The following is a 19,171-nucleotide window of genomic DNA, read 5'->3' as shown; positions in this document are numbered from 1 at the left end:
TACGTCAGCCTTCGCCGGACTGTTGTGGCGGCTGAGAACCCCGGTGGAGCCGCCTCGGACGACAGGCAACAGGACGACTGCTGGCGGTGCAACGGGACCGGAAAGGCGGGTGCGCTGTCGTGAGGATGGACACCGACTGCTTCAGCTTCCATGTCGCTCCGCCGGAACCGGATCACATGCGCTTGGTCTGGCAAGAGCCCCACAAGGCGGAGGACCTGGTCCGGGTGACCGCCTACACCTGTGACTGCAAGGACACGGTCTACGAACTGTGCCATGCGGCGGGCCACTCCTTCATCCGCCGGACTCGGCGAAGGGCCGGGGCAACACAGGTCCATGAGACGTACCGATGGCTGCGCAAGGAGGCGCAAGGCGTCTGGATAGCCCTCCTCGAAGGTCGGGCCCGATAAGCGGGCGCGGCGAGGGGTGCGGAGGGGTGCCCATCTCGTCGTGCCTTGGGTTGGTGGGGGACTGCTGTCGCGCAGTCAGACAGTCCCTCACCAGTCCGTACGGTTCCTGTGCGCGAGGAGGAGGCAGACCGTTCATCTCGAACTAGGCTTTACGACAAGTCGAGTTGTTGGATGGTCGTCATGTTGTCTGAAGAGTTCGCACCACCGAAGTACGCCCAGATCGTTCAGACGATCAGGCAGAAGATCGCGGATGGGACCTATCCGCCCGGCTCTCTGCTGCCCTCCGAGACGCAGCTTGTCCGCGAGTTCAAGGTGAGCCGCCCGACAGTCGTCCGGGCCCTCCAAGTTCTTCAGCTCCGCGGGGTCATCGAACGAGAGCACGGCAAGGGATCCTTCGTGAAGGCTGCCCCGCCGGGCGCGTCCAACCAGAATCCCCGTCCGGGGCGAGCCGTCCTGGATCGCGTGGAAGCCGACGAGAACTGCACGGTCATCGACGCTGGATCACTGGCGGCTACTGCTGGGATCGCGAAGCTGCTGGACGTTCTGGAGGGGTCCACAGTGGTACGGCGTCGTGTTCTCTTCCGGGATGATGAGCGACCGACGGACCTGTTCACTGTGTGGTGTCCAGTGCATCAGGCCGAAGGAACGCAGCTCGGCGAGGCGCAGCCGCTCACTGCCGGCATCAGGCAACATCTCCAGACGAGCAAGGGACTCAAGCTGCAGCACGTCGTTGAAAGGCTGAGCGCTCGTCACCCCTCGGCCGACGAGTCCAAGGCATTGAAGCTTCCTAAGTCCTCGGCGGTCCTCGGGGTACTGGCGAGCATCTTCAACGGTGGTGGGCGGCCAGTGCTGGTGGTGGACCTTGTCCTACCAGGCGATCTCCATGAGTTGGAGGATTCCTACTCGCTGTAGGCGAAGTCGCTGCGCACAACCAGATCTACGCGTGCCCGACTTCGCTCTGTTTAGCGACTTCGTCGGCTGGGGGAGCTTGGATGGTTACCTCTGGACGCCAGCCGGAGAAGCGAGTGTCGAAGATGAGGTCGGTTGAATCAATGTTTTTCTCAGAGGTCACCAATCGGCGGACCAGTCCCTTGGAATCGGTGGAGAGCCGCCAGTTGAGTACGACCATCTTGTAGTCGAAGCCTTCTGGATAATCCGCGCGAAGCGATGAGGAGACTTTGTATATCTCGCCGAGCGAAACCGCTCCAGAGTACAGAGTCTCGCCTTTGCTGCGGCGAACCCTGGTAGTCGACTTGAGCAACGTACCCAAGGTGGCAGGCTCCAGTACATTCACGACCTGCAGGAAGCCGACCGCCGGCCTGGCCTTGCCAGCCCTCAAAACCCACTGCTTGCCTTCGGGAAGCACCGGGCTTCCCTCGTTAAATATGCGGCCCCGGTAGTACATTCGGCCGGCGACGACGATGTCCCTTGCGTGCTGGGCTATGTCCGCGGGGCCGAGGGTCATGATGGTGCGGTCTGAGGCAACCGGCCGACCCGACCGATCGAGCTCCACCAGGACTTTCGTCCGGATGCCTACAACCTTCTCAGCGGGCTTGGTACCTCTCTCAACGACCGTGACGCCTCGGTTCTTGGACAGCTGAGCTTTCAACGCGGACACGGGATCGGCAGCCTCGGCGCTCGCAGGGAGCGCGGTCACTGCTAACGCCACCGCCATCACCGTAATGACGAACCGCTTCATAGAGCCTCCAGTCGCAAAGTTGTCCAGAATTCTGCCGATTCGCCCACGCCCAGGGAAAGCGGTTCGAAGAAAACTTGCGAACTTGTGTTGTCGAGCATCGAAAAGCTGGGTATGCCATGACAACTCGACAAGACGAGTTAGCGACAAGACGACTAGCTAGGAGCAAGTCTCATGGCACTGCAAGGTCCCATCCCCGTCACGTTCGACATGGTCTTCCCGCACGGCTGCTACATCGTCGGCGAGGTCGAGCCCGTCAAGGACTTCGACGCCTCGACCAACGGGCGCTTCGTCCAGACTCGCGACAAGCAGAGTGGAGAGCTCGTCTGGCAGGTCAGCGTCATGGACGCCGACCCGACGCTCAAGGCGGCTCAGAAGACCGTCTTCGTCAAGATCCTCAGCCCGGTGCAGCCGGTTCCCCCGGCTCCGATGGCCGGACTGCCGTTCACGCCGGTCGAGTTCGACCACATGACCGCAACGCCGTACGTCAACCAGGCCGGGCGGCTGGCGTACTCGATCAAGGTTCGCGAGATGCGTGCTCCTCCTCCGGCCGGTAAGGCGACAGCCACTGCCAAGGACGCGGCGTGATGGGGCTGCGGAAGGCCCGTCCGGTCAGCACGATCGCTCTCAAGGTCGGACAGGGCGCTGATGTTCGGAACCATCCGTATCCGCAGCGGTCGCCGGTCCTGGGGCTCGTCTTCGGCGGCACACAGGTGCTCGCCACCACGTCGGCCAACGATCACGTCACCCTCGACGATGTCGAGTTCGCTCGGAGCCTGGCACGCGAGGCTGCCATGTTCGCGGGTGCGGTGGAGCGCATGTTCCACGGTCTCCCGAACGGGCTGGGGTGGCTGGTCGATGACGCTCAGCCCGTACACCTACGTCACCGTCTCCATGCGTCCCGATCGGCCCTCGCGCGTCAGTGTCGCCTTCTGCTCGGCGGAGCTGCGGGCGCGCGCGTGGCTCGGGGAGAGCGGCAAGCCCTGCTTCGACCTGGACACCTCGGACGCCTCGGTGACCGTCTCGATCTCGGGGTCGGTGACCGACAACGACCTGACCGTTGCTCGCGAGATCTTCAACGCCGCCGCTCAATATCTGGCCGACTGTGAGCGGCTGCACTCCGGCCAGTCAGACAAGGCCACCGACAGCGAGGCGGCCTGATGTTCAGCGGGGCTGCAGGAAGCGGCAACTTCCGGCGGCCTCTCGGTCTTCCGCACACACACGACGTGCTTGGAAGGACTTCACCCTAATGTTCAAGAGGATGCCTGGCGACGAGCCGCACCGCATCGTCTCCACCACGCCCGATACGGCGGTGGTCTTCAAACCGGCCGTGGTGCAGACCCCGGCCATCATCACTCTGGTCATCTTCACCGTCCGGTTCGTAGCCGGCCTCTTCCGGCTGGCCTGGCGGCATCCCGTCGCGCTGGTGACGATCGCCGTTCCTGCTGGGCTCCGCCTTGTGTACGGCTGGCACGTCGTGCTGCTGGTCGTCGTTTCGGCTCTTGTGGCCATGGGCGCCTGGGCGATTCTCGACAGGCCGACGTTCGCGCGATGGGTCGGCTGGCGACTGGTCGCCTTCGCCCGCTGGTTCTGGATCTATCGGCGGCACTGGCAACCGGTCATGACCGTCGCCGGGCTGGCTCGGCACATACGCGGACGGGAGTACGTTCCGCGGCTGGTCAAGGTCACCTCCGACTCCTGGGCTGATCGGCTCTACGTCCGCATGCTCGACGGCCAGGCGGTCAAGGACTGGTCCGACAGGATCGAGAACCTGTCCCACGGCTTCGGGTCGGAGACGTGGCGCGTCTCGGCGGTCAAGGCCGGACAGCTCATGCTGACCTTTCCACGCCACGACCCGCTGGTCACGCCAATAGCAGCGCTTCCAGTTCCAGATTCACCGACCGTCGGGCCCGTCGAAATCGGCAGGCAAGAGGACGGCTCGCCGTGGCTCCTCCGACTACATGGGACTCATGTCCTCGTCGCCGGTGCCACCGGGGCGGGCAAGGGCTCGATCATCTGGTCAGCGATTCGTGGGCTCATTCCTGCGGTGCACGCGGGCCTGGTAGAGGTCTGGGCGCTCGACCCCAAGCTGATGGAGCTCTCGTACGGCATGACAGCGGCCGAGGACGACGGGATCATCTCCCGCAACCCGTGCCGTATCCGCGGGGCGACGAGCACGCCGAAGAACGACCGGTCCTCTCCGTGGGGCAGATCTTCGAGCTGGCGGACAAAGTGGGGCGCCGACCCGTGGGCAGCATCCGAGGACTCAAGAGAGGCGAAGCACGTCGAATCCGATTCCAAAGGCATGGTGAGATGCGGACCTACCCGGAGGTCTTCCCGACGCGAGCAGAAGCCGAGCGGGCGCTGTGGCGGTTGATCGACCCTGGGCACGCCGACTGCACACATGATCGGCGCTACCGGGCCTTCATACTCCTGGCCACGTTTGCGAGCCTGCGATGGGGTGAGATCACCGCACTCACCCGATCCGATCTCGACCTCGACGCGGGTACAGTCCGCGTGCGCCTGGCCTATGTGGAACGCTCCACTGGAGAGCTGGTTCTTGGTCCGCCCAAGTCCAAGGCCGGGAAGCGCATCGTCGGCATCCCACGAGCGATCATCCCGGCTCTGAAGGAGCGCCTGCGGCTCTACGTGAAGCCCGACGCCGGAGCACCGGTCTTCACCGGGATCAAAGGCGGCCCCATGCGCCGGAGCGGGTTCAACAAGCTCTCTGGCTGGATGGAGGCCGTACGGGCGATCGGCGTTCCGGACCTGCACTTCCATGATCTCCGCCACACGGGAAACATGATCGCGGCGGACTCGGGTGCGGGCCTCAAGGACCTCATGGCGTGCATGGGGCACGACAACGTCCGAGCCGCGATGATCTATCAGCACGCCGTCCGGGGAGCGGACAAGCTGATCACGGACGCCATCGACAAGCGTCTACTCGGGCATGAGACAAAGGGTAAGGCCGAGGATGACACGGACGACGGCCCGGCCGCTCTGACCGCAGTGAGGTAGATGCGACGCTCTCCCCGGCTTACGCGATCAAGACTGCAGCCAGCGTCCGTCTTGGTACTCGGTCGGGATCTCGTCAGTCGACGGGTCGACTCCGAGAGCCTCCAGCGCATCGAACCACCGGTCCCGCCGAGATTCAGTTAGCCGCATCCCACACCACGGGCAGTAGGAGATGACGATGACGGATGTCCCACCGTCATGGATGATCAAGCCGTACTCGATGAACCGCTCATTGAACGTGATCAGCGCGTCTGGACAGTCGAACGGGTCCGCATGCTGATCGCACTCCCAGGTCACCTGGCGAACCATCGACTCGCAACTGTGCTCGACCACAGACACCTCTCCGCCCAATGGCACGCTAATGGCACGCAGAGATCAAATACCCTAGACAAGATCAAAGCCCAGGTACCGAATCCATCGGTCTACCTGGGCTTTCGCAGTGAGAGCGGGTGACGGGAATCGAACCCGCGCTGTCAGCTTGGGAATTCTTCAAGATCATGGCCTCTGAGCAGGAGAAACGCCGACTTGGGCAGATGCCGGTGGAGGGACCGTGCGTCTCCGTGATTCCCCACTGGTCGCCGTCCGAACGGGCACGCAACGGGCACGCTGAACGCTTCCACTGTGATCTGGTCAGCTGTTGATGTGTCACCCACCCTCGGACAGGCCTGATTCGCCTCGGACGTGGACAATGCGATCAGGTGTTCCGAGGGCAGTGGTACGGACTTTGCCCTCGATCAGACCCTGGCCTGTGTCTGCGAATAGAAATCTATGCGCGTAGACCTGCCCAAGCAGGAGCCAGTCGTAGCGAACGACTGGACGTCTCCAGATGGTTTCGAACCAATCGGCCGTGCTCGCTGCCAACTCAGCAGGACTGCCAGACTCTGTGAAGGCGAGGGGCGTGGGTTCGGCGGGGAAGGTCAGCAACTGGTTGTGGAGCTGGTCGCCGTGAATCTTGGATCCATCGAGGTAAGCACCTACCGTCATAAGGCTGAGGTGCAATCCAGGGGCCGGCAGATCCGCGTAGACAAGGAGCTTGCCGAAGGATGTCTCTCCCAGCTGGGGGCGATACCCGTAAGCAACATAGTCCGGAAGCAGCACCTCAGCATCATCAGGTGTCAGCGACCACGACGCTGCGCATTCTCTCAACGCGTCGATGAAAGCAGCCTGAACCTCATCGGGCTCGTCATCATCGTCAAGTGGAAACCATCGGTTCTCGGCCATAGGGCACCCTAGATCAGAGCGTGCCCGCCCGACCGTCTGGTCATGGCTTCATTCGCCTGCGAGGAGACGTTCCGGCACACGATCAAAAGGCAACGATCTGAACATGTCTAACCTGTCGATGTGGGCACTGACATCTACGGCTACATCGAGGCTCGCCACCCGAGCGCTGACGAGGACTGGTACGACTGGGATGCATGGGCGGTGTCCATGCCTCTCTACCCGCTCTATGACGGCCGTGACTATGAGTCGTTCGGCTGCCTCTTCGGTGTCCGTAACCGGCTCGGCTGGACCCCAGTCGCGGCTGGCCGTGGTCTACCTGCCGACGCGTCGGAACCAGTTCGTACTGACTACGAGGACTGCGTCCGAATCGATGCCGCCATACATGGCTGCACGTGGGTTTCATGGGCGGAGCTGCGTGATCTGGATATGACTGTCCGTCCCGCCGCCAGGGGGGTGCTTGATGTTCACTCAGGACCTGACTCGCCGATCAGCCGGTATCGGGTCGATGGCCAGTGGCCCGAGGATGTTGTGGAGGAGTACGGCACGCCGCCGTTGGGTGCCTCGCCTGTCGAGGCTCCGATGGGTCGCTGGGAGATTTCTGGAGCGACGCTCGAGTATGGCCCGGTGACGCGGCTGGACGCGCTGGGACCGGGCACCGGGTGGGAACACGTCTTCGGGGTGATGCAGGCGTTGGCGCTGCGGTTCGGGCCTGGGGGCGTGCGATTGGTCGCCTGGTTCGACTGATAACACCGCGAAGGCCGTGTCGACCGTTAGCAGTACATCAAGACCCAGGCAGGGGAAAACACCTGACTTGGGTCCTCGCGCTTGGAGCGGGTGACGGGAATCGAACCCGCGCTGTCAGCTTGGGAAGCTGATGTTCTGCCATTGAACTACACCCGCATGCGACCCGAAGCCGCGTCCCCCACTGTAGCGGAAACTTGGCGCACAACAGCAATCCCAACCCCGCAGAGTTTCCGATCGGACGGTAGGTTGCTCACCGTGCTGCTATCTGACCGTGACATCCTTGCCGAGATCGAAGCCGGCCGGCTCGGGCTGGAGCCGTTCGACCTGGACATGATCCAGCCCTCCAGCATCGACGTACGGCTTGACCGATTCTTTCGGGTTTTCGAGAACCACCGGTACCCGCACATCGACCCGTCGGTCGAGCAGCCGGATCTGACGCGGATGGTCGAGCCCGATGGGGATGAGCCGTTCATCCTGCATCCGGGGGAGTTCGTGCTGGCCTCCACCTATGAGGTGGTGACGTTGCCGGATGATCTGGCGTCGCGGCTGGAGGGGAAGAGTTCGCTGGGGCGGCTCGGGTTGCTGACGCATTCGACCGCGGGGTTCATCGATCCGGGGTTCAGCGGGCATGTGACGTTGGAGCTGTCGAACGTGGCCACGTTGCCGATCAAGTTGTGGCCGGGGATGAAGATCGGGCAGTTGTGCGTGTTCCGGCTCAGTTCGCCCGCTGAGCATCCGTACGGGTCCGCGAAGTACGGGTCGCGGTATCAGGGGCAGCGGGGGCCGACGCCGTCGAGGTCGTTCCGGGACTTCCATCGGACCAAGGTTTGATATCGGTCCCCCGGTAACGTGACAAAAAAGACACCAAAGTACCCTCTGTCCCGGGTGTTGCACAACATACGCAGGGTAACCAGTAGGAGAAGGGGACATGAAGTTCGCATTTCGCCTGGTAGCCCGTACCCTTTCCACGGACCATCCCCGCACATCTGGAGAACGACGTGCGCCTGCGTCTCACGCCACGTGAGGACAGCTACTACGACCTGTTCGCAGACTCCGCGAACAACCTGGTCACCGCATCCCGTTTGCTGGTAGAGATCATCAGTGACGGATCGGACAGGGAGGCCCTGGCCGAGAAGATGCGTGCATGCGAGCACGCCGGGGACGAACGCACCCATGCGATCATGAACCGGCTCAATGAGAGCTTTATCACTCCGTTCGACCGTGAGGACATCTACCGACTCGCGTCCAACCTCGACGACGTGATGGACGCCATGGAGGCGGCCTCCGACCTGATCGTCCTGTACCAGCTCGACCACCTGCCGAAAGACGTGGTCAGGCAGGTCGAGGTGCTGGAGCGGGCCGCCGAGCTGACGGCCGAGGCGATGCCGCGGCTGCGGTCCATGAAGAACCTCAACGAGTACTGGATCGAGGTCAACCGCCTCGAGAACCAGGGCGACCAGGTCTACCGCAGGCTGCTGGCCAAGCTGTTCAGCGGTGAGTACGACGCGCTCACCGTCATGAAGATGAAGGAGGTCGTCGACGCCCTCGAAGAGGCGGCCGACGCCTTCGAGCACGTGGCCAACACCGTCGAGTCGATCGCGGTCAAGGAAAGCTAGGCCCAGTAGTGGACCTTACGCTCGCCCTCGTCATCGGCGTGGTCGTCATCTCTTTGGTCTTCGACTACACCAACGGGTTCCATGACGCGGCGAACGCCATCGCAACCTCCGTCTCGACCCGGGCCCTGACCCCCAGGGCCGCGCTGTTCATGGCCGCGGCCATGAACTTCATCGGCGCCCACCTGGGCACCCAGGTCGCGCAGACGGTCGGCAAGGGGATCATCGACGCTCCGGACGGCCCCCACGGGCTGGTCGTCGTGGCCGCGGCGCTCATCGGTGCGATCTCCTGGAACCTGATCACGTGGTACTTCGGCCTGCCCTCCTCCTCCAGTCACGCGCTCATCGGCGGACTGGTGGGCTCCGCCCTGGCCTCGGCCAGCGTGGTGCACTGGGACGGCGTGGTCGAGAAGGTCGTCATCCCGATGGTGCTGTCGCCGCTGATCGGGTTCACGCTGGCGGCCCTGATCATGATCGCAATTTACTGGATCTTCCGCAACAGCCAGCCGGGCAAGACCAACCGCGGCTTCCGCTACGCGCAGACCGTCTCGGCCGCCGCCATGGCGCTCGGGCACGGGCTGCAGGACGCGCAGAAGACCATGGGTGTCATCTTCCTGGCGCTCACCGTCGGCGGGTTCGCCAATCCGTCCGACCCCATCCCGCAGTGGGTCATCCTGGCCGCAGCCGGGGCGATCTCGCTGGGGACGTACGCGGGCGGCTGGCGCATCATGCGCACGCTGGGCCGGCGCATCATCGCGCTCGACCCGCCCCAGGGCTTCGCCGCGGAGTCGGCGGCGGCGACGGTCCTGTACGGGGCGGCCATCGGGTTCGGGGCGCCGATCTCCACCACGCACACGATCACCACGGCGATCATGGGCGTGGGAGCCACCAAGCGGCTCAGCGCCGTGCGATGGGGGATCGCCGGGAACATCGTGACCGCCTGGATCCTGACCATTCCGGCCGCCGCCCTGGTGGCCGCCGTCTCCTACTTCATCCTTCACTCGATCGTGGAGTAGCCGCCTCTTCGGCGGGCGCGTACATCACGTCCACGTCCCAGCGGTTGAAGCCGAGGGACTCGTACAACCTGATCGCCGCCGTGTTGGCCTCGTCCACGTACAGCATCGCCTGGGCGAGGCCGCGCGAGCGCAGGTGGCACAGCCCGGCCAGGGTCAGCGTCCTGCCCAGGCCGGTGCCCTGCTGCGAGGGGTCGACGCCCACGACGTACACCTCTCCCAGGGGCTCGTGGCCGTGGGACGAGGAGCCGTGGATCTTCGTCCAGTGGAAGCCGGCCAGCCGGTCGCCGCGGAAGGCCAGGAAGAACCCCTCCGGGTCGAACCAGGGCTCCTGCTCGCGGCGGAGCAGGTCGTCCATCGTCCAGGCGCCCTGCTCGGGGTGGTGGGCGAAGGCGGCGGCGTTGACCTTGAGCCAGGCCTCCTCGTCCTGACCCGGTACGAACGTGCGCAGCACGACCCCGTCGGGCAGGGCGGAAGCCTCAAGGGGGGCGAAGAGGGAGCGGCGCATCTGCCAGAGCGAGCGCACCCGCTCGAAGCCGAACGCGGCCGCCAGCGCCCCGGCGCCCGCGTGGTCGCCGTGCGCCCACAGGCGAGGCCGGCCGTCCGCCAGCTCCGCGACCGCGCTCAGCAGGCGCGCGCCGTGACCCTGACGGCGGTGGGCGGGGTGGATGACCAGCTCGGCGCTCGGGCCCTCGACCTCGTCGGTCGGGTCGATGTGGGCGTAGCCCACGAGCGTGCCGTCCGCCTCCAGGAGCAGGGACCGGGCCTGCGGGTCGCCCCCGTAGCGGAGGTGGAGCATCACGTGCTCGTTGAGCGGCCGGACGCCGTCGGCCTCCGTCGCCGCCTCCACCAGGTCGAGCACCGAGGCGACCTCGGTGTCATCGAGCCGTTCCCTGACCTTCACATGCTCGCCCACAGGCCCTCCTTCGCTGTGAGCGATCACGTGGCGCCAATCCCCCCGCTCGCTCACAGAACGAACTCTAGGCGTATGACTGGCAAATAACGCCATGTGACAGCCTGGCAAATCGTTACCTTTGCGCCATTGGCTGCATAGGTTCCCAACGTAACGTCTTGGGCCATGACGTCTCGTTCCTTCCTCCGGCTGGCGCTGGCCGGAGCCGTCGCCTCGGGTGCGGTCATGCTCGCCACGCTCCCGGCGGACGCGAGCAAAGCCCCTGGTACGGTGCCCGTACGGCTGCTCGCGCTCAACGACTTCCACGGCAACCTCGAACCCCCCACCGGATCCTCCGGCCGCATGGTGGACGAGAACGGCCAGACCGTGGACGCCGGTGGCGCCGCGTACGTCGCCGCCCACATGAAGGCCCTGGCCGACAAGAACACCATCGCCGTGGCCCAGGGCGACCTCATCGGGGCGACGCCGCTGATCTCGGCGGCCTACCACGACGAGCCGTCGGTCGAGTTCATGGGCAAGCTGGGGCTCAAGGTGGCCGCGGTGGGCAACCACGAGTTCGACGAGGGCTACACCGAGCTGCGGCGCATCATGAAGGGCGGCTGCCACCCGGTGGACGGCTGCTCGCCCGCCGGCCCGTGGAAGGGCGCGAAGTTCGACTACGTGGGCGCGAACGTCCTGTTCAAGAACCGCAACGAGAAGACCGACGCGCTCGCCGCCCTCGGCGGCTCGGACTCGGCGCAGGTCAAGCAGGTCCTGTCGGACTGGGGCGTGCCCGCGCTGCCGCCGGTCAGCATCAAGTGGATGAACGGCGTGCCGATCGGCTTCATCGGCCTCGTCACGCAGACCACGCCGAACATCGTCACGGCCGAGGGGATCAAGGACCTCAAGTTCGTGGACGAGGTGAAGGCCGCGAACGTCGCCTCGAAGCTGCTCAAGCTCGTCGGGGTGAAGGCGCAGGTCATCCTGATGCACGAGGGCGACCAGGTGAACGCGGGCCAGTCGCCCGACGCCTGCAGCGCCGTCCCGGGGGCGGGCAACCGCATCGCCACGCAGGTGGACCCGGAGATCGACGTCGTGCTCAGCGGGCACTCCCACCAGGCCTACCTGTGCAAGGTCAAGGACCCGGCGGGCAACGACCGCGTCTACTCGCAGGGCGGCTCGTTCGGGCGGGTCATCACGCAGGTGGACCTGAACGTGAACGTCAAGACGCGGGACATCGACCGCGCCTCGGTCGTCGCGGACAACCACGTCGTGACCCGGACAGTCACCCCGGATCCCGAAATTTCGACGTTCGTGCAGACGTGGAAGGACCGCGTCGCCTCCGTCGCCAACAAGCCCGTCGGCAAGATCGCCGCCGACATCACGAACACGGCCGCACCGTCCGGCGAGTCCGCGCTCGGTGACCTCATCGCCGACGGCCAGCTGGCCGGGACGAAGACCGGCGGCAACGCCCAGATCGCCCTGATGAACCCGGGCGGGGTGCGGGCGTCCCTGACGTACGCGACGTCCTCGGCGAACGAGGGCGACGGCGTCGTCACGTACGGCGAGGCGTTCACCGTGCAGCCGTTCAACAACCTCATGCAGGTCGTCACGCTCACGGGCGCCCAGCTCAAGACCGTGCTCGAGCAGCAGTTCACCGGCGGTCCCAACAACCAGCCGTTCGCCAAGATCCTGCAGCCGTCGGCGAACTTCACCTACACCTACAGCCGGAGCGCCGCCTGGGGCTCCAAGGTGTCGGACATGAAGATCGACGGGGTGCCGGTGACGGACACGCAGTCGATCCGGGTCGCCGCGAACAACTTCCTCGTGGGCGGCGGCGACGCCTTCGCGGGCTTCAAGGACGGCACCGACCTGTGGAGCGGGCCGCTGGACATCGACGCCTTCGTCGAGCAGCTCGGCAAGGACAACCCCATCGCCCCGCCGGCCACCACCCGGATCACCGCCGTCAACTAGCTTCTCTTCCCTCCGGCCCGCCCGTTTCCTCTCGGGCGGGCCGCCCCTTTTCCCGCCGCACGTGGCGGGGCTCCTTCATCCTGTACGGCAGAGCACGGGCGGCACCACCCGCCGCACGTGGCGAGGGGCCTCCAGGGTGACGCCCGCTGACCCGCACGGGGCCGGCCGCCGTAACGGCGCACGCATCAGCGCTTCCAGGCCAGCCACTTGCGCGCCACCTCCGCCTCCAGGTCCACCCCGTGATGGTGGGCCAGGAGGACCACGTGGCACAGCACGTCGGCCAGCTCCTCCCGGAACCCCGCGTCCAGCTCGTCCGCCGTGCGCCCCTTGGTCCTGGCCCGGCCGGAGCGCATGAGGAACGCCTGGGTCAGCTCGCCGATCTCCTCCTGGAGCTTGAGCAGGAACCAGGTGTCGTCGCGCTCGATCCCGAGCTTGTCCGCGTACCGGCTGGAAATGGGTTCGATCTCGGCGGCGAGCTGGCGCAGATCCATGGGCGCGAGCCTACGGCAGACCCCGGCCGATCACGGCTCCCCGTAAAGGGGGAGGACGACCACGAAGCGGGCCCCGGGTGAGTGGTCGGCGATGGTGAGGGTGCCGTCGTGGGCCGCGGCGATGTCGCGGCACAGGGCCAGGCCGAGTCCGCTGCCGCCCTTGTCCTTGGCCCTGGCGGCGGCCAGGCGGGTGAAGCGTTCGAAGACCCGCTCCCGATCCTCCGGCGGGATGCCGTCGCCGTCGTCGGTCACCGTGACGATCACCTTGTCGCCCTCCACGGCCACCTCCAGGTCGATGCGGGTGGCGGCGTGCCGGGTGGCGTTGTCGAGCAGGTTGGTCAGCAGCCGGTCGAGCTGCATGAGGGAACCGTGGACGGGCGCCGCGGCGCACACGTCGGGGATGATGGGCACCCGGTTGCCCTCGCGGCGGCGGACGTGGTCCATCGCCACGCGAGCCAGGTCCACCACACGGCGCTCGCCGACCGCGCCGGCGTCCAGCCGGGCCAGCATCAGCAGCTCGTCGATGATGCCGGCCAGGCGGTCGGCGGCGGCCAGCGCCTGCTCGCCGGTGGCCTGCCAGTCCGTCTCGTCGGGGTAGGCGTGGGCCACCTCCAGCTGGGCGCGCAGGGCCGAGATGGGGCTGCGGAGCTCGTGGGAGGCGTCGGCGACGAAGCGGCGCTGGGTCTCGGCGGAGCGTTCGAGGCGGTCGAGGGTGTCGTTGGTGGTGGCGGCGAGGTCGGTGATCTCGTCGCCGGTGTCGGGCACGGGCACGCGCCTGCTGAGGTCCTGGCCGGTGATCTCGGCCATTTCCGCACGGATGCGTTCGACGGGGCGCAACGCGGACCCGACCGAGATCCAGGTGATGCCCGCCACGCTCACCAGGATGAGCGGAGTGCCGATGAACACCAGGACATATATCCAGTTGAGGGCTCGGTCCACGTCGGCCAGCGAGGACGCCCCGTAGACCGTCACAGGGCCCTGAGGGGTCTGCGCCGCGATCGCCATGACCAGGTAGTGGGTCTCGGGCTCGTCGGGGTGGCGGGACACGGTGCGCTCGCCGACGCGGACGACCTGGGGCCAGGTGGGCTTGAGGTCCCCCAGCCGCAGGTCCTGGGCCAGGCCGGGGCTGCTCGCGAGCAGCCTGCCGTCAGCCGAGACCACCTGGAGGATGTGGACGCGTGACGGCGTCTCCAGCACCGGGGACAGGTTTCCGGTACGTGCCTCGGCGGCGACCCGCCGTGCCGCCAGCTCGACCCTCGTCTGGACCACGTTGCGCAGGTTGTCGGGCACGGTGGCGAGCGTGATGGTGGCGGTCGCGATGAAGACCACGGCCGCTATCAAGGTCGCGACCGTGGTCAGGCGTGCGCGGATCGAGCGTGGAAACAGCCGTCTCACCATCCCGTCCCGTCCCGACTTCATCACTGTCTGTGACATTTACCCGCGCAGGGCCGTCGCAACATGACCGGGCCCGCGTCCGCCCCGGCATATTCGCTGGTGGCGATTCCGCTGAGGGCGTGCACACCTACCGCGCCCGAATCCGCCAGGCCATGGTGGATGCCATGAGGCTTTTGGTGTTGGGCGGCACGGAGTTCGTGGGGCGGGCGTTCGTCGATGAGGCGGTGGCGCTGGGCTGGGAGGTGACGACGTTCAATCGCGGCACCCACCAGCCGCGGGCCGGCATGACGGCGCTGCGCGGCGACCGCACGGCCCCCGGCGGGCTGGCGGCGCTGGAGCGCGGGGAGTGGGACGTGGTGGTCGACACCTGGTCGTGGGCGCGGGCCGCGGTCGGTGCGGCCGCGTCGTTCCTGGCCGGCCGGGCCGGCCATTACGTCTACGTGTCCAGCCGGTCGGTGTACGCGCCGCCGGTGCCGTTCGGCGCGGACGAGAGCGCCCCGGTCGTGGCGGTGGCGGCGGACGACGGCGACGGCGACTACGCCAAGGACAAGGCGGGTGCGGAGGCCGGGGCGGTCGCGGCGTTCGGGGACCGGGCGCTGCTGGCCCGCGCGGGCCTGATCCTGGGCCCGTACGAGAACATCGGGCGTCTGCCCTGGTGGCTGAGCCGGATCGCCCGCGGCGGCCCGGTGCTCGCCCCGGAGCCGCGCGACCTCGGCCTGCAGTACATCGACGCCCGCGACCTGGCCGGCTGGTGCCTGGCGGCGGCCGGGCGCGGGCTCGGCGGGGCCTATGACGTGGTGAGCCCGCCGGGGTTCGCGACGATGAGGCAGCTCCTGGAGACCTGCGTCAAGGTGACCGGATCGGACGCGGAGCTGCGCTGGGTGGCGGCCGAGCGGATCCTGGCGGCGGGCGTGAAACCGTGGACGGACCTGCCGATCTGGCTGGTGGGCGAGGGCTACGACTTCATGCACGGGGGCGACGTGTCCAAGGCGGTGGCGGCGGGTCTGCGGTGCCGTCCGCTGGAGGAGACGGTGGCCGACACGTGGGAGTGGCTCCGGAGCATCGGCGGCCGGCCTCCGACGCGCCCGGACCGGCCGGGCGTCGGCCTCGCCCCGGAGGTGGAAGCCCGGCTGCTGGGCTGAGGGTGTCCGGGGAAATGGTGACGGCCACCCCGGCCCTCTCCGCGGGCTCTCGTCAGAGAACGGAGAAAGGCTCGTGATGGCCGCGGCAACAGTCTGCCGTCCGGGCGGTGGCCGCCGCAGGCAATTCCGACAAATGCTCTCGACTTCCCGCAAGCCATCATGTGGTTATGAGTGCGTGGGTCTACATACGCGGCTGGCTGGAGTTCTCGGGTCAACGATCCGAGGCGGAGCGGATCATCCGGCAGGGCGAGACGGAGGGCTGGGCCTTTCCCGAAGGGGGCTGGCTCGATGCCGCCTGCTACGCGCGTGCCGTCCGCGAGGGCCGATCCGGCGAGGTTCTCGCGCTGATCCGCCGGATCGCCGCCCTGCCGCCCACGGATGCGGACGGCGACCGCGTCTGCGGCCTCTTCCTCGTGTTCCACGAGGTCGAGGGGCAGCAGGAGTGGCAGGTCCGCGACGGCGGCGTTCTCATCGGCCGGGCCTCGCCACGTCACGACTACCTGTGGAAATAGCTCAGCGTGCCGCGGCGCGGCCGGCCTGGCGGCCGGAGAAGAGGCAGCCGCCGAGGAAGGTGCCTTCGAGGGCGTTGTAGCCGTGGACGCCGCCACCGCCGAAGCCCGCGATCTCACCCGCTGCGAACAGGCCGTCGACGGGCTCGCCGGTCGGCCCCAGGGCGCGGGAGTCGAGGTCGGTCTGGATGCCGCCGAGGGTCTTGCGCGTGAGTACGTGGAGCATGACCCCGATCAGCGGCCCGGCGGCGGGATCGAGGATCCGGTGCGGGGCGACGGTCCGGCCCAGCTTGTCGCCGAGGTAGCGGCGGGCGTTGCGGATGCCCTGGATCTGGGAGTCCTTGCTGAACGGGTTGGCCACCTGCAGGTCGCGGGCCTCGATCTGGCGGCGCACGAGGTCGGCGTCGAGCAGGGGTTCGAGCGTCAGCTGGTTCATCTTGGCGACCAGTTCGTCCAAGGTGGCGGCCACGACGAAGTCGGCGCCGTTGCGCTTGAACGCCTCCACCGGGGCCGGGGCGCCCTTCCCGAGGAGGCGTTCCCGGAGGAACGCCCTGCGGTCGTTGCCCGTGATGTCGGGGTTCTGCTCGGAGCCCGACAGGGCGAACTCCTTCTCGATGATCTTCTGGGTGAGCACGAACCAGGAGTGGTCGTGGCCGGTGCCGCGCAGGTGGCGCAGCGTGCTCAGCGTGTCGTAGCCGGGCAGGCAGGGGTCGGGCAGCCGCCGCCCCAGCGCGTCGAACCACATCGAGGAGGGGCCGGGCAGGATCCGGATGCCGTGGCCCGGCCAGATCGGGTCCCAGTTGCGCAGGCCCTCCGTGTAGTGCCACATGCGGTCGCGGTTGACCAGCCGCGCCCCGGCCTCGGCGCTGATGTCGAGCATCCGGCCGTCCACGTACGCCGGCACGCCCGTGACCATGCTCTCCGGCGCGCTGCCCATCCGCTCCGGCCAGTAGCGGCGCACCAGGTCGTGGTTGCCGCCGATGCCGCCGCTGGTGATGATCACCGCCGGTGCCGTCAGCTCGAACTCGCCGATCCTGTCGCGGTTGGAGGCCACTCCTCGCGGCGAGTCGTCCTCGGCCAGCAGCGTGCCACGCACCCCCTGTACGGCTCCGCCGCTGACGATCAGCTCGTCCACCTGGTGACGGTGGTGGAAGGTGACCAGCCCGCTGCCGGCCGCCTGCCGGACCCTGCGGACGAACGGCTTCAGCACCCCCGGCCCCGTCCCCCAGGTGACGTGGAAGCGCGGCACGGAGTTGCCGTGCCCGTCCGCGCGCAGGTCACCCCGCTCCGCCCAGCCGACCGTGGGCAGGAACTTGATGCCCAGGCCGTCCAGCCAGGCCCGCTTCTCCCCGGCGGCGAACTCGACGTAGGCCCGAGCCCACCGCACGGCCCAGGAGTCCTCGTCGTCCAGGCGGTCGAACTGGGCGCTGCCCTGCCAGTCGTTCCAGGCCAGCTCGAAGGAGTCCTTCACGCCCAGCCGCCGCTGCTGCGGCGAGTCGACCAGGAACAGCCCACCGAACGACCAGAAGGCCTGGCCGCCCAGGTTGGCGGCGTTCTCCTGGTCGACCACGGCGACCTTCTTGCCTCGGGAGACCAGTTCGCAGGTCGCCACCAGACCGGCCAGCCCGGCCCCGACGACGATGACGTCAGCGTTCATGCGCCGATGATTCCACCTGATCAGCACGCGCCATAAGGCGCCTGGGCCCTGTTTTCGGGCGCCTGCCCCGGTCCGTCAGGCAGCAGGGCCCGGCCGCCGTCGCGGGGCTGCTGCCGGACGGCGGCCGGGCCCTGTCGCCGCGGCCGGAGACTCAGGTCTTTCTTCTGCTCCCCGTTGCTCCTTTGGCGGTGCTGCGCGTCGAAGCCATGCCGCTGGTCGGGCCGGGAGACAGATGATGCTCCAGGGACTTCATGATCTCGGGCGCCAGGACCTCTGCCAGCGCCGGCGCGAGCGCGTCCGCCAACGCGGACGACAACACCTGCGTGAGCAGGAGCCGTTCCATCGGCGACGCCTTCGACGCCGTACGCGAGGTCGACGACAGGGCCGATTCGATCAGGCTCGCCATGGGATCCACGCCGCGTGCGCGGGCTTTGGTGGTCTGGCCGGACTCGCTGAGGATGTCGCGGATGAGGTCGTCGATCATGGACTCCAGAGGGTTGTGCTCGGATGAGTTACCGGTTTGCTCCGGCGCCATGAGGTGCTCCTTTTCGGTCGGTGTGAGCCGTCTCCCGATTTCCCCTTGCCGGGAAACCAGGAGACGGCGTTCTTCCTTGCGGGCCGGCGGGCGCGGTCGTCGGGTGGTCGTCGGGCGGCTGTCGGGCGGCTGTCGGGTGCCTATCGGGACGCAAGGGCGGCCAGCATCAGCGGGTGCTCGATGCCGGCTTCTTCGCCTTCCGTGCGGCGGCGCATGAGCGCGGCGAGCAGGAGAGGGTGCTCCATGATGTTCATGCCGCTCTCCCTGCGGCGGCGCATGAGCGCGGCCAGCATCAGCGGGTGCTCGATGCCGGTCTCTTCGCCTTCCGTGCGGCGGCGCATGAGCATGGCGAGCAGGAGGGGGTGCTCGATCATGCTCGTACCGCCTTCTCTGCGGCGGCGCATGAGCATGGCGAGGAGGAGCGGGTGCTCGATGCCGGTTTCCTCGCCTTCCGAGCGGCGGCGCATGAGCATGGCGAGCAGGAGCGGGTGCTCGATCATGCTCGTACCGCCTTCTCTGCGGCGGCGCATGAGCGCGGCCAGCAGCAGCGGGTGCTCGATGCCGGTCTCGGTGCCTTCCTCACGGCGGGCCGCGAGGGCGGCGAACATCAGCGACTCGAACGCCTCGCGCTCTTCGGTTTCGCGCTCAGTCGTCTCGGTACGCTCTGCGGTCTGGGTCATCTGATTCCCTTTCAGGCCTGGTCGTGTTGGCGGAGATGCATGCGACCGATACCCGCAAGCGATGGGCCCCATTCGCCCCAAGAGCGTGTCGCACGGTTCCTGACCTGGCCTTTTACGTGGATCGCCGCAGCGCTCACCCGGGTGCTAGGACCATCGGCGTAGAACGTCTAGGGCGGGCGGCCGATCC

21 protein-coding genes and 1 tRNA gene are annotated in these 19,171 nt (G+C 67.3%); 12 read left to right on the top strand and 10 right to left on the bottom strand.

The genetic code is table 11. The features are described 5' to 3' along the window. Positions 1 to 578: 578 nt before the first annotated feature. Complete coding sequence (locus AB0L65_RS44450; protein ID WP_364259072.1) at positions 579 to 1,319, top strand: GntR family transcriptional regulator; 741 nt, start codon at positions 579 to 581, stop codon at positions 1,317 to 1,319. Between the two features lie 25 nt (positions 1,320 to 1,344). On the opposite strand, the gene AB0L65_RS44445 is transcribed toward AB0L65_RS44450, so the two are convergent. After that, a complete protein-coding gene (locus AB0L65_RS44445; RefSeq protein ID WP_364259069.1) occupies positions 1,345 to 2,106 on the bottom strand; it encodes a hypothetical protein in 762 nt (253 codons plus the stop codon). 171 nt (positions 2,107 to 2,277) lie between these two features. On the opposite strand from AB0L65_RS44445, the gene AB0L65_RS44440 reads away from it, so the two are divergent. The 4 genes from AB0L65_RS44440 to AB0L65_RS44425 all read left to right on the top strand — a co-directional run bounded on the left by AB0L65_RS44440 (position 2,278) and on the right by AB0L65_RS44425 (position 5,121). Further along, complete coding sequence (locus AB0L65_RS44440; protein ID WP_364259066.1) at positions 2,278 to 2,691, top strand: plasmid replication, integration and excision activator; 414 nt, start codon at positions 2,278 to 2,280, stop codon at positions 2,689 to 2,691. A 270-nt stretch (positions 2,692 to 2,961) separates the two neighbouring features. After that, a complete protein-coding gene (locus AB0L65_RS44435; protein ID WP_364259063.1) occupies positions 2,962 to 3,264 on the top strand; it encodes a hypothetical protein in 303 nt (100 codons plus the stop codon). A gap of 100 nt (positions 3,265 to 3,364) precedes the next feature. Then, a complete protein-coding gene (locus AB0L65_RS44430; RefSeq protein WP_364259060.1) occupies positions 3,365 to 4,480 on the top strand; it encodes an FtsK/SpoIIIE domain-containing protein in 1,116 nt (371 codons plus the stop codon). Continuing rightward, the gene (locus tag AB0L65_RS44425) at positions 4,417 to 5,121 is read left to right on the top strand and encodes a site-specific integrase (RefSeq protein WP_364259057.1); all 705 of its coding nucleotides are present in this window, start codon (positions 4,417 to 4,419) and stop codon (positions 5,119 to 5,121) included. Before AB0L65_RS44430 ends, AB0L65_RS44425 begins: the two co-directional genes overlap by 64 nt. Positions 5,122 to 5,148: 27 nt before the next feature. Here AB0L65_RS44425 and AB0L65_RS44420 read toward each other — a convergent pair whose 3' ends face one another. Then, the gene (locus AB0L65_RS44420; RefSeq protein WP_364259054.1) at positions 5,149 to 5,451 is read right to left on the bottom strand and encodes a hypothetical protein; all 303 of its coding nucleotides are present in this window, start codon (positions 5,449 to 5,451) and stop codon (positions 5,149 to 5,151) included. A 312-nt stretch (positions 5,452 to 5,763) separates the two neighbouring features. Continuing rightward, positions 5,764 to 6,339: a hypothetical protein gene (locus tag AB0L65_RS44415; protein WP_364259051.1), complete on the bottom strand. Its 576-nt coding sequence runs from the start codon at positions 6,337 to 6,339 to the stop codon at positions 5,764 to 5,766. A 120-nt stretch (positions 6,340 to 6,459) separates the two neighbouring features. Here AB0L65_RS44415 and AB0L65_RS44410 point away from each other — a divergent pair, with 120 nt between their 5' ends. Beyond that, entirely contained in the window at positions 6,460 to 7,083 is a 624-nt protein-coding gene (locus tag AB0L65_RS44410; RefSeq protein WP_364259048.1) for a hypothetical protein, read from the top strand. A gap of 82 nt (positions 7,084 to 7,165) precedes the next feature. On the opposite strand, the gene AB0L65_RS44405 is transcribed toward AB0L65_RS44410, so the two are convergent. Beyond that, positions 7,166 to 7,239: transfer RNA gene (locus tag AB0L65_RS44405), tRNA-Gly, on the bottom strand. Between AB0L65_RS44405 and dcd the strand changes: the two genes are divergently transcribed. From dcd to AB0L65_RS44390, 3 genes are all read left to right on the top strand, one after another. Continuing rightward, positions 7,225 to 7,914, top strand: coding sequence for a dCTP deaminase (gene dcd / locus AB0L65_RS44400; protein ID WP_364259045.1), 690 nt, complete (start codon positions 7,225 to 7,227; stop codon positions 7,912 to 7,914). The genes AB0L65_RS44405 and dcd overlap by 15 nt on opposite strands. A gap of 167 nt (positions 7,915 to 8,081) precedes the next feature. Next, positions 8,082 to 8,699 (top strand): DUF47 family protein, encoded by a 618-nt coding sequence (locus tag AB0L65_RS44395; protein WP_043625094.1) that lies wholly within the window; start codon positions 8,082 to 8,084, stop codon positions 8,697 to 8,699. An 8-nt stretch (positions 8,700 to 8,707) separates the two neighbouring features. Further along, a complete protein-coding gene (locus AB0L65_RS44390; RefSeq protein ID WP_355204167.1) occupies positions 8,708 to 9,712 on the top strand; it encodes an inorganic phosphate transporter in 1,005 nt (334 codons plus the stop codon). Here AB0L65_RS44390 and mshD read toward each other — a convergent pair. Continuing rightward, positions 9,687 to 10,625 (bottom strand): mycothiol synthase, encoded by a 939-nt coding sequence (gene mshD / locus AB0L65_RS44385; RefSeq protein WP_364259042.1) that lies wholly within the window; start codon positions 10,623 to 10,625, stop codon positions 9,687 to 9,689. The genes AB0L65_RS44390 and mshD overlap by 26 nt on opposite strands. A gap of 162 nt (positions 10,626 to 10,787) precedes the next feature. Here mshD and AB0L65_RS44380 point away from each other — a divergent pair, with 162 nt between their 5' ends. Further along, positions 10,788 to 12,575 carry a bifunctional metallophosphatase/5'-nucleotidase gene (locus AB0L65_RS44380; RefSeq protein WP_364259039.1) on the top strand — a complete coding sequence of 596 codons (1,788 nt, stop codon included), beginning with the start codon at positions 10,788 to 10,790 and terminating at the stop codon, positions 12,573 to 12,575. A 185-nt stretch (positions 12,576 to 12,760) separates the two neighbouring features. Here the strand turns inward: AB0L65_RS44380 and AB0L65_RS44375 are convergent, their stop codons facing one another. Together AB0L65_RS44375 and AB0L65_RS44370 are read right to left on the bottom strand one after the other, a co-directional pair. After that, positions 12,761 to 13,066, bottom strand: a complete 306-nt coding sequence (locus AB0L65_RS44375; RefSeq protein WP_350733106.1) for a pyrophosphatase — start codon at positions 13,064 to 13,066, stop codon at positions 12,761 to 12,763. Positions 13,067 to 13,096: 30 nt separating this feature from the next. Continuing rightward, on the bottom strand, positions 13,097 to 14,464 hold the full coding sequence (locus AB0L65_RS44370) for an ATP-binding protein (RefSeq protein WP_364259036.1): 1,368 nt from the start codon (positions 14,462 to 14,464) through the stop codon (positions 13,097 to 13,099). Between the two features lie 161 nt (positions 14,465 to 14,625). On the opposite strand from AB0L65_RS44370, the gene AB0L65_RS44365 reads away from it, so the two are divergent. Further along, positions 14,626 to 15,603 carry an NAD-dependent epimerase/dehydratase family protein gene (locus AB0L65_RS44365; RefSeq protein ID WP_364259033.1) on the top strand — a complete coding sequence of 326 codons (978 nt, stop codon included), beginning with the start codon at positions 14,626 to 14,628 and terminating at the stop codon, positions 15,601 to 15,603. A gap of 167 nt (positions 15,604 to 15,770) precedes the next feature. After that, positions 15,771 to 16,115 carry a hypothetical protein gene (locus tag AB0L65_RS44360; protein WP_364259030.1) on the top strand — a complete coding sequence of 115 codons (345 nt, stop codon included), beginning with the start codon at positions 15,771 to 15,773 and terminating at the stop codon, positions 16,113 to 16,115. 1 nt (position 16,116) lies between these two features. Here the strand turns inward: AB0L65_RS44360 and AB0L65_RS44355 are convergent, their stop codons facing one another. From AB0L65_RS44355 to AB0L65_RS44345, 3 genes are all read right to left on the bottom strand, one after another. Next, positions 16,117 to 17,769, bottom strand: a complete 1,653-nt coding sequence (locus tag AB0L65_RS44355; RefSeq protein ID WP_364259027.1) for an FAD-binding dehydrogenase — start codon at positions 17,767 to 17,769, stop codon at positions 16,117 to 16,119. A 151-nt stretch (positions 17,770 to 17,920) separates the two neighbouring features. Next, on the bottom strand, positions 17,921 to 18,304 hold the full coding sequence (locus tag AB0L65_RS44350; protein WP_364259024.1) for a hypothetical protein: 384 nt from the start codon (positions 18,302 to 18,304) through the stop codon (positions 17,921 to 17,923). Between the two features lie 140 nt (positions 18,305 to 18,444). After that, the gene (locus AB0L65_RS44345; RefSeq protein WP_364259021.1) at positions 18,445 to 18,984 is read right to left on the bottom strand and encodes a hypothetical protein; all 540 of its coding nucleotides are present in this window, start codon (positions 18,982 to 18,984) and stop codon (positions 18,445 to 18,447) included. Positions 18,985 to 19,171: the final 187 nt, after the last annotated feature.

The sequence above is a fragment of the Nonomuraea sp. NPDC052116 genome, from assembly GCF_040680035.1.
Classification (GTDB): domain Bacteria; phylum Actinomycetota; class Actinomycetes; order Streptosporangiales; family Streptosporangiaceae; genus Nonomuraea; species Nonomuraea angiospora_A.
The sequence above is the reverse complement of the archived record's forward strand: the minus strand, read 5'-3'. Positions and strand labels throughout refer to the sequence as shown.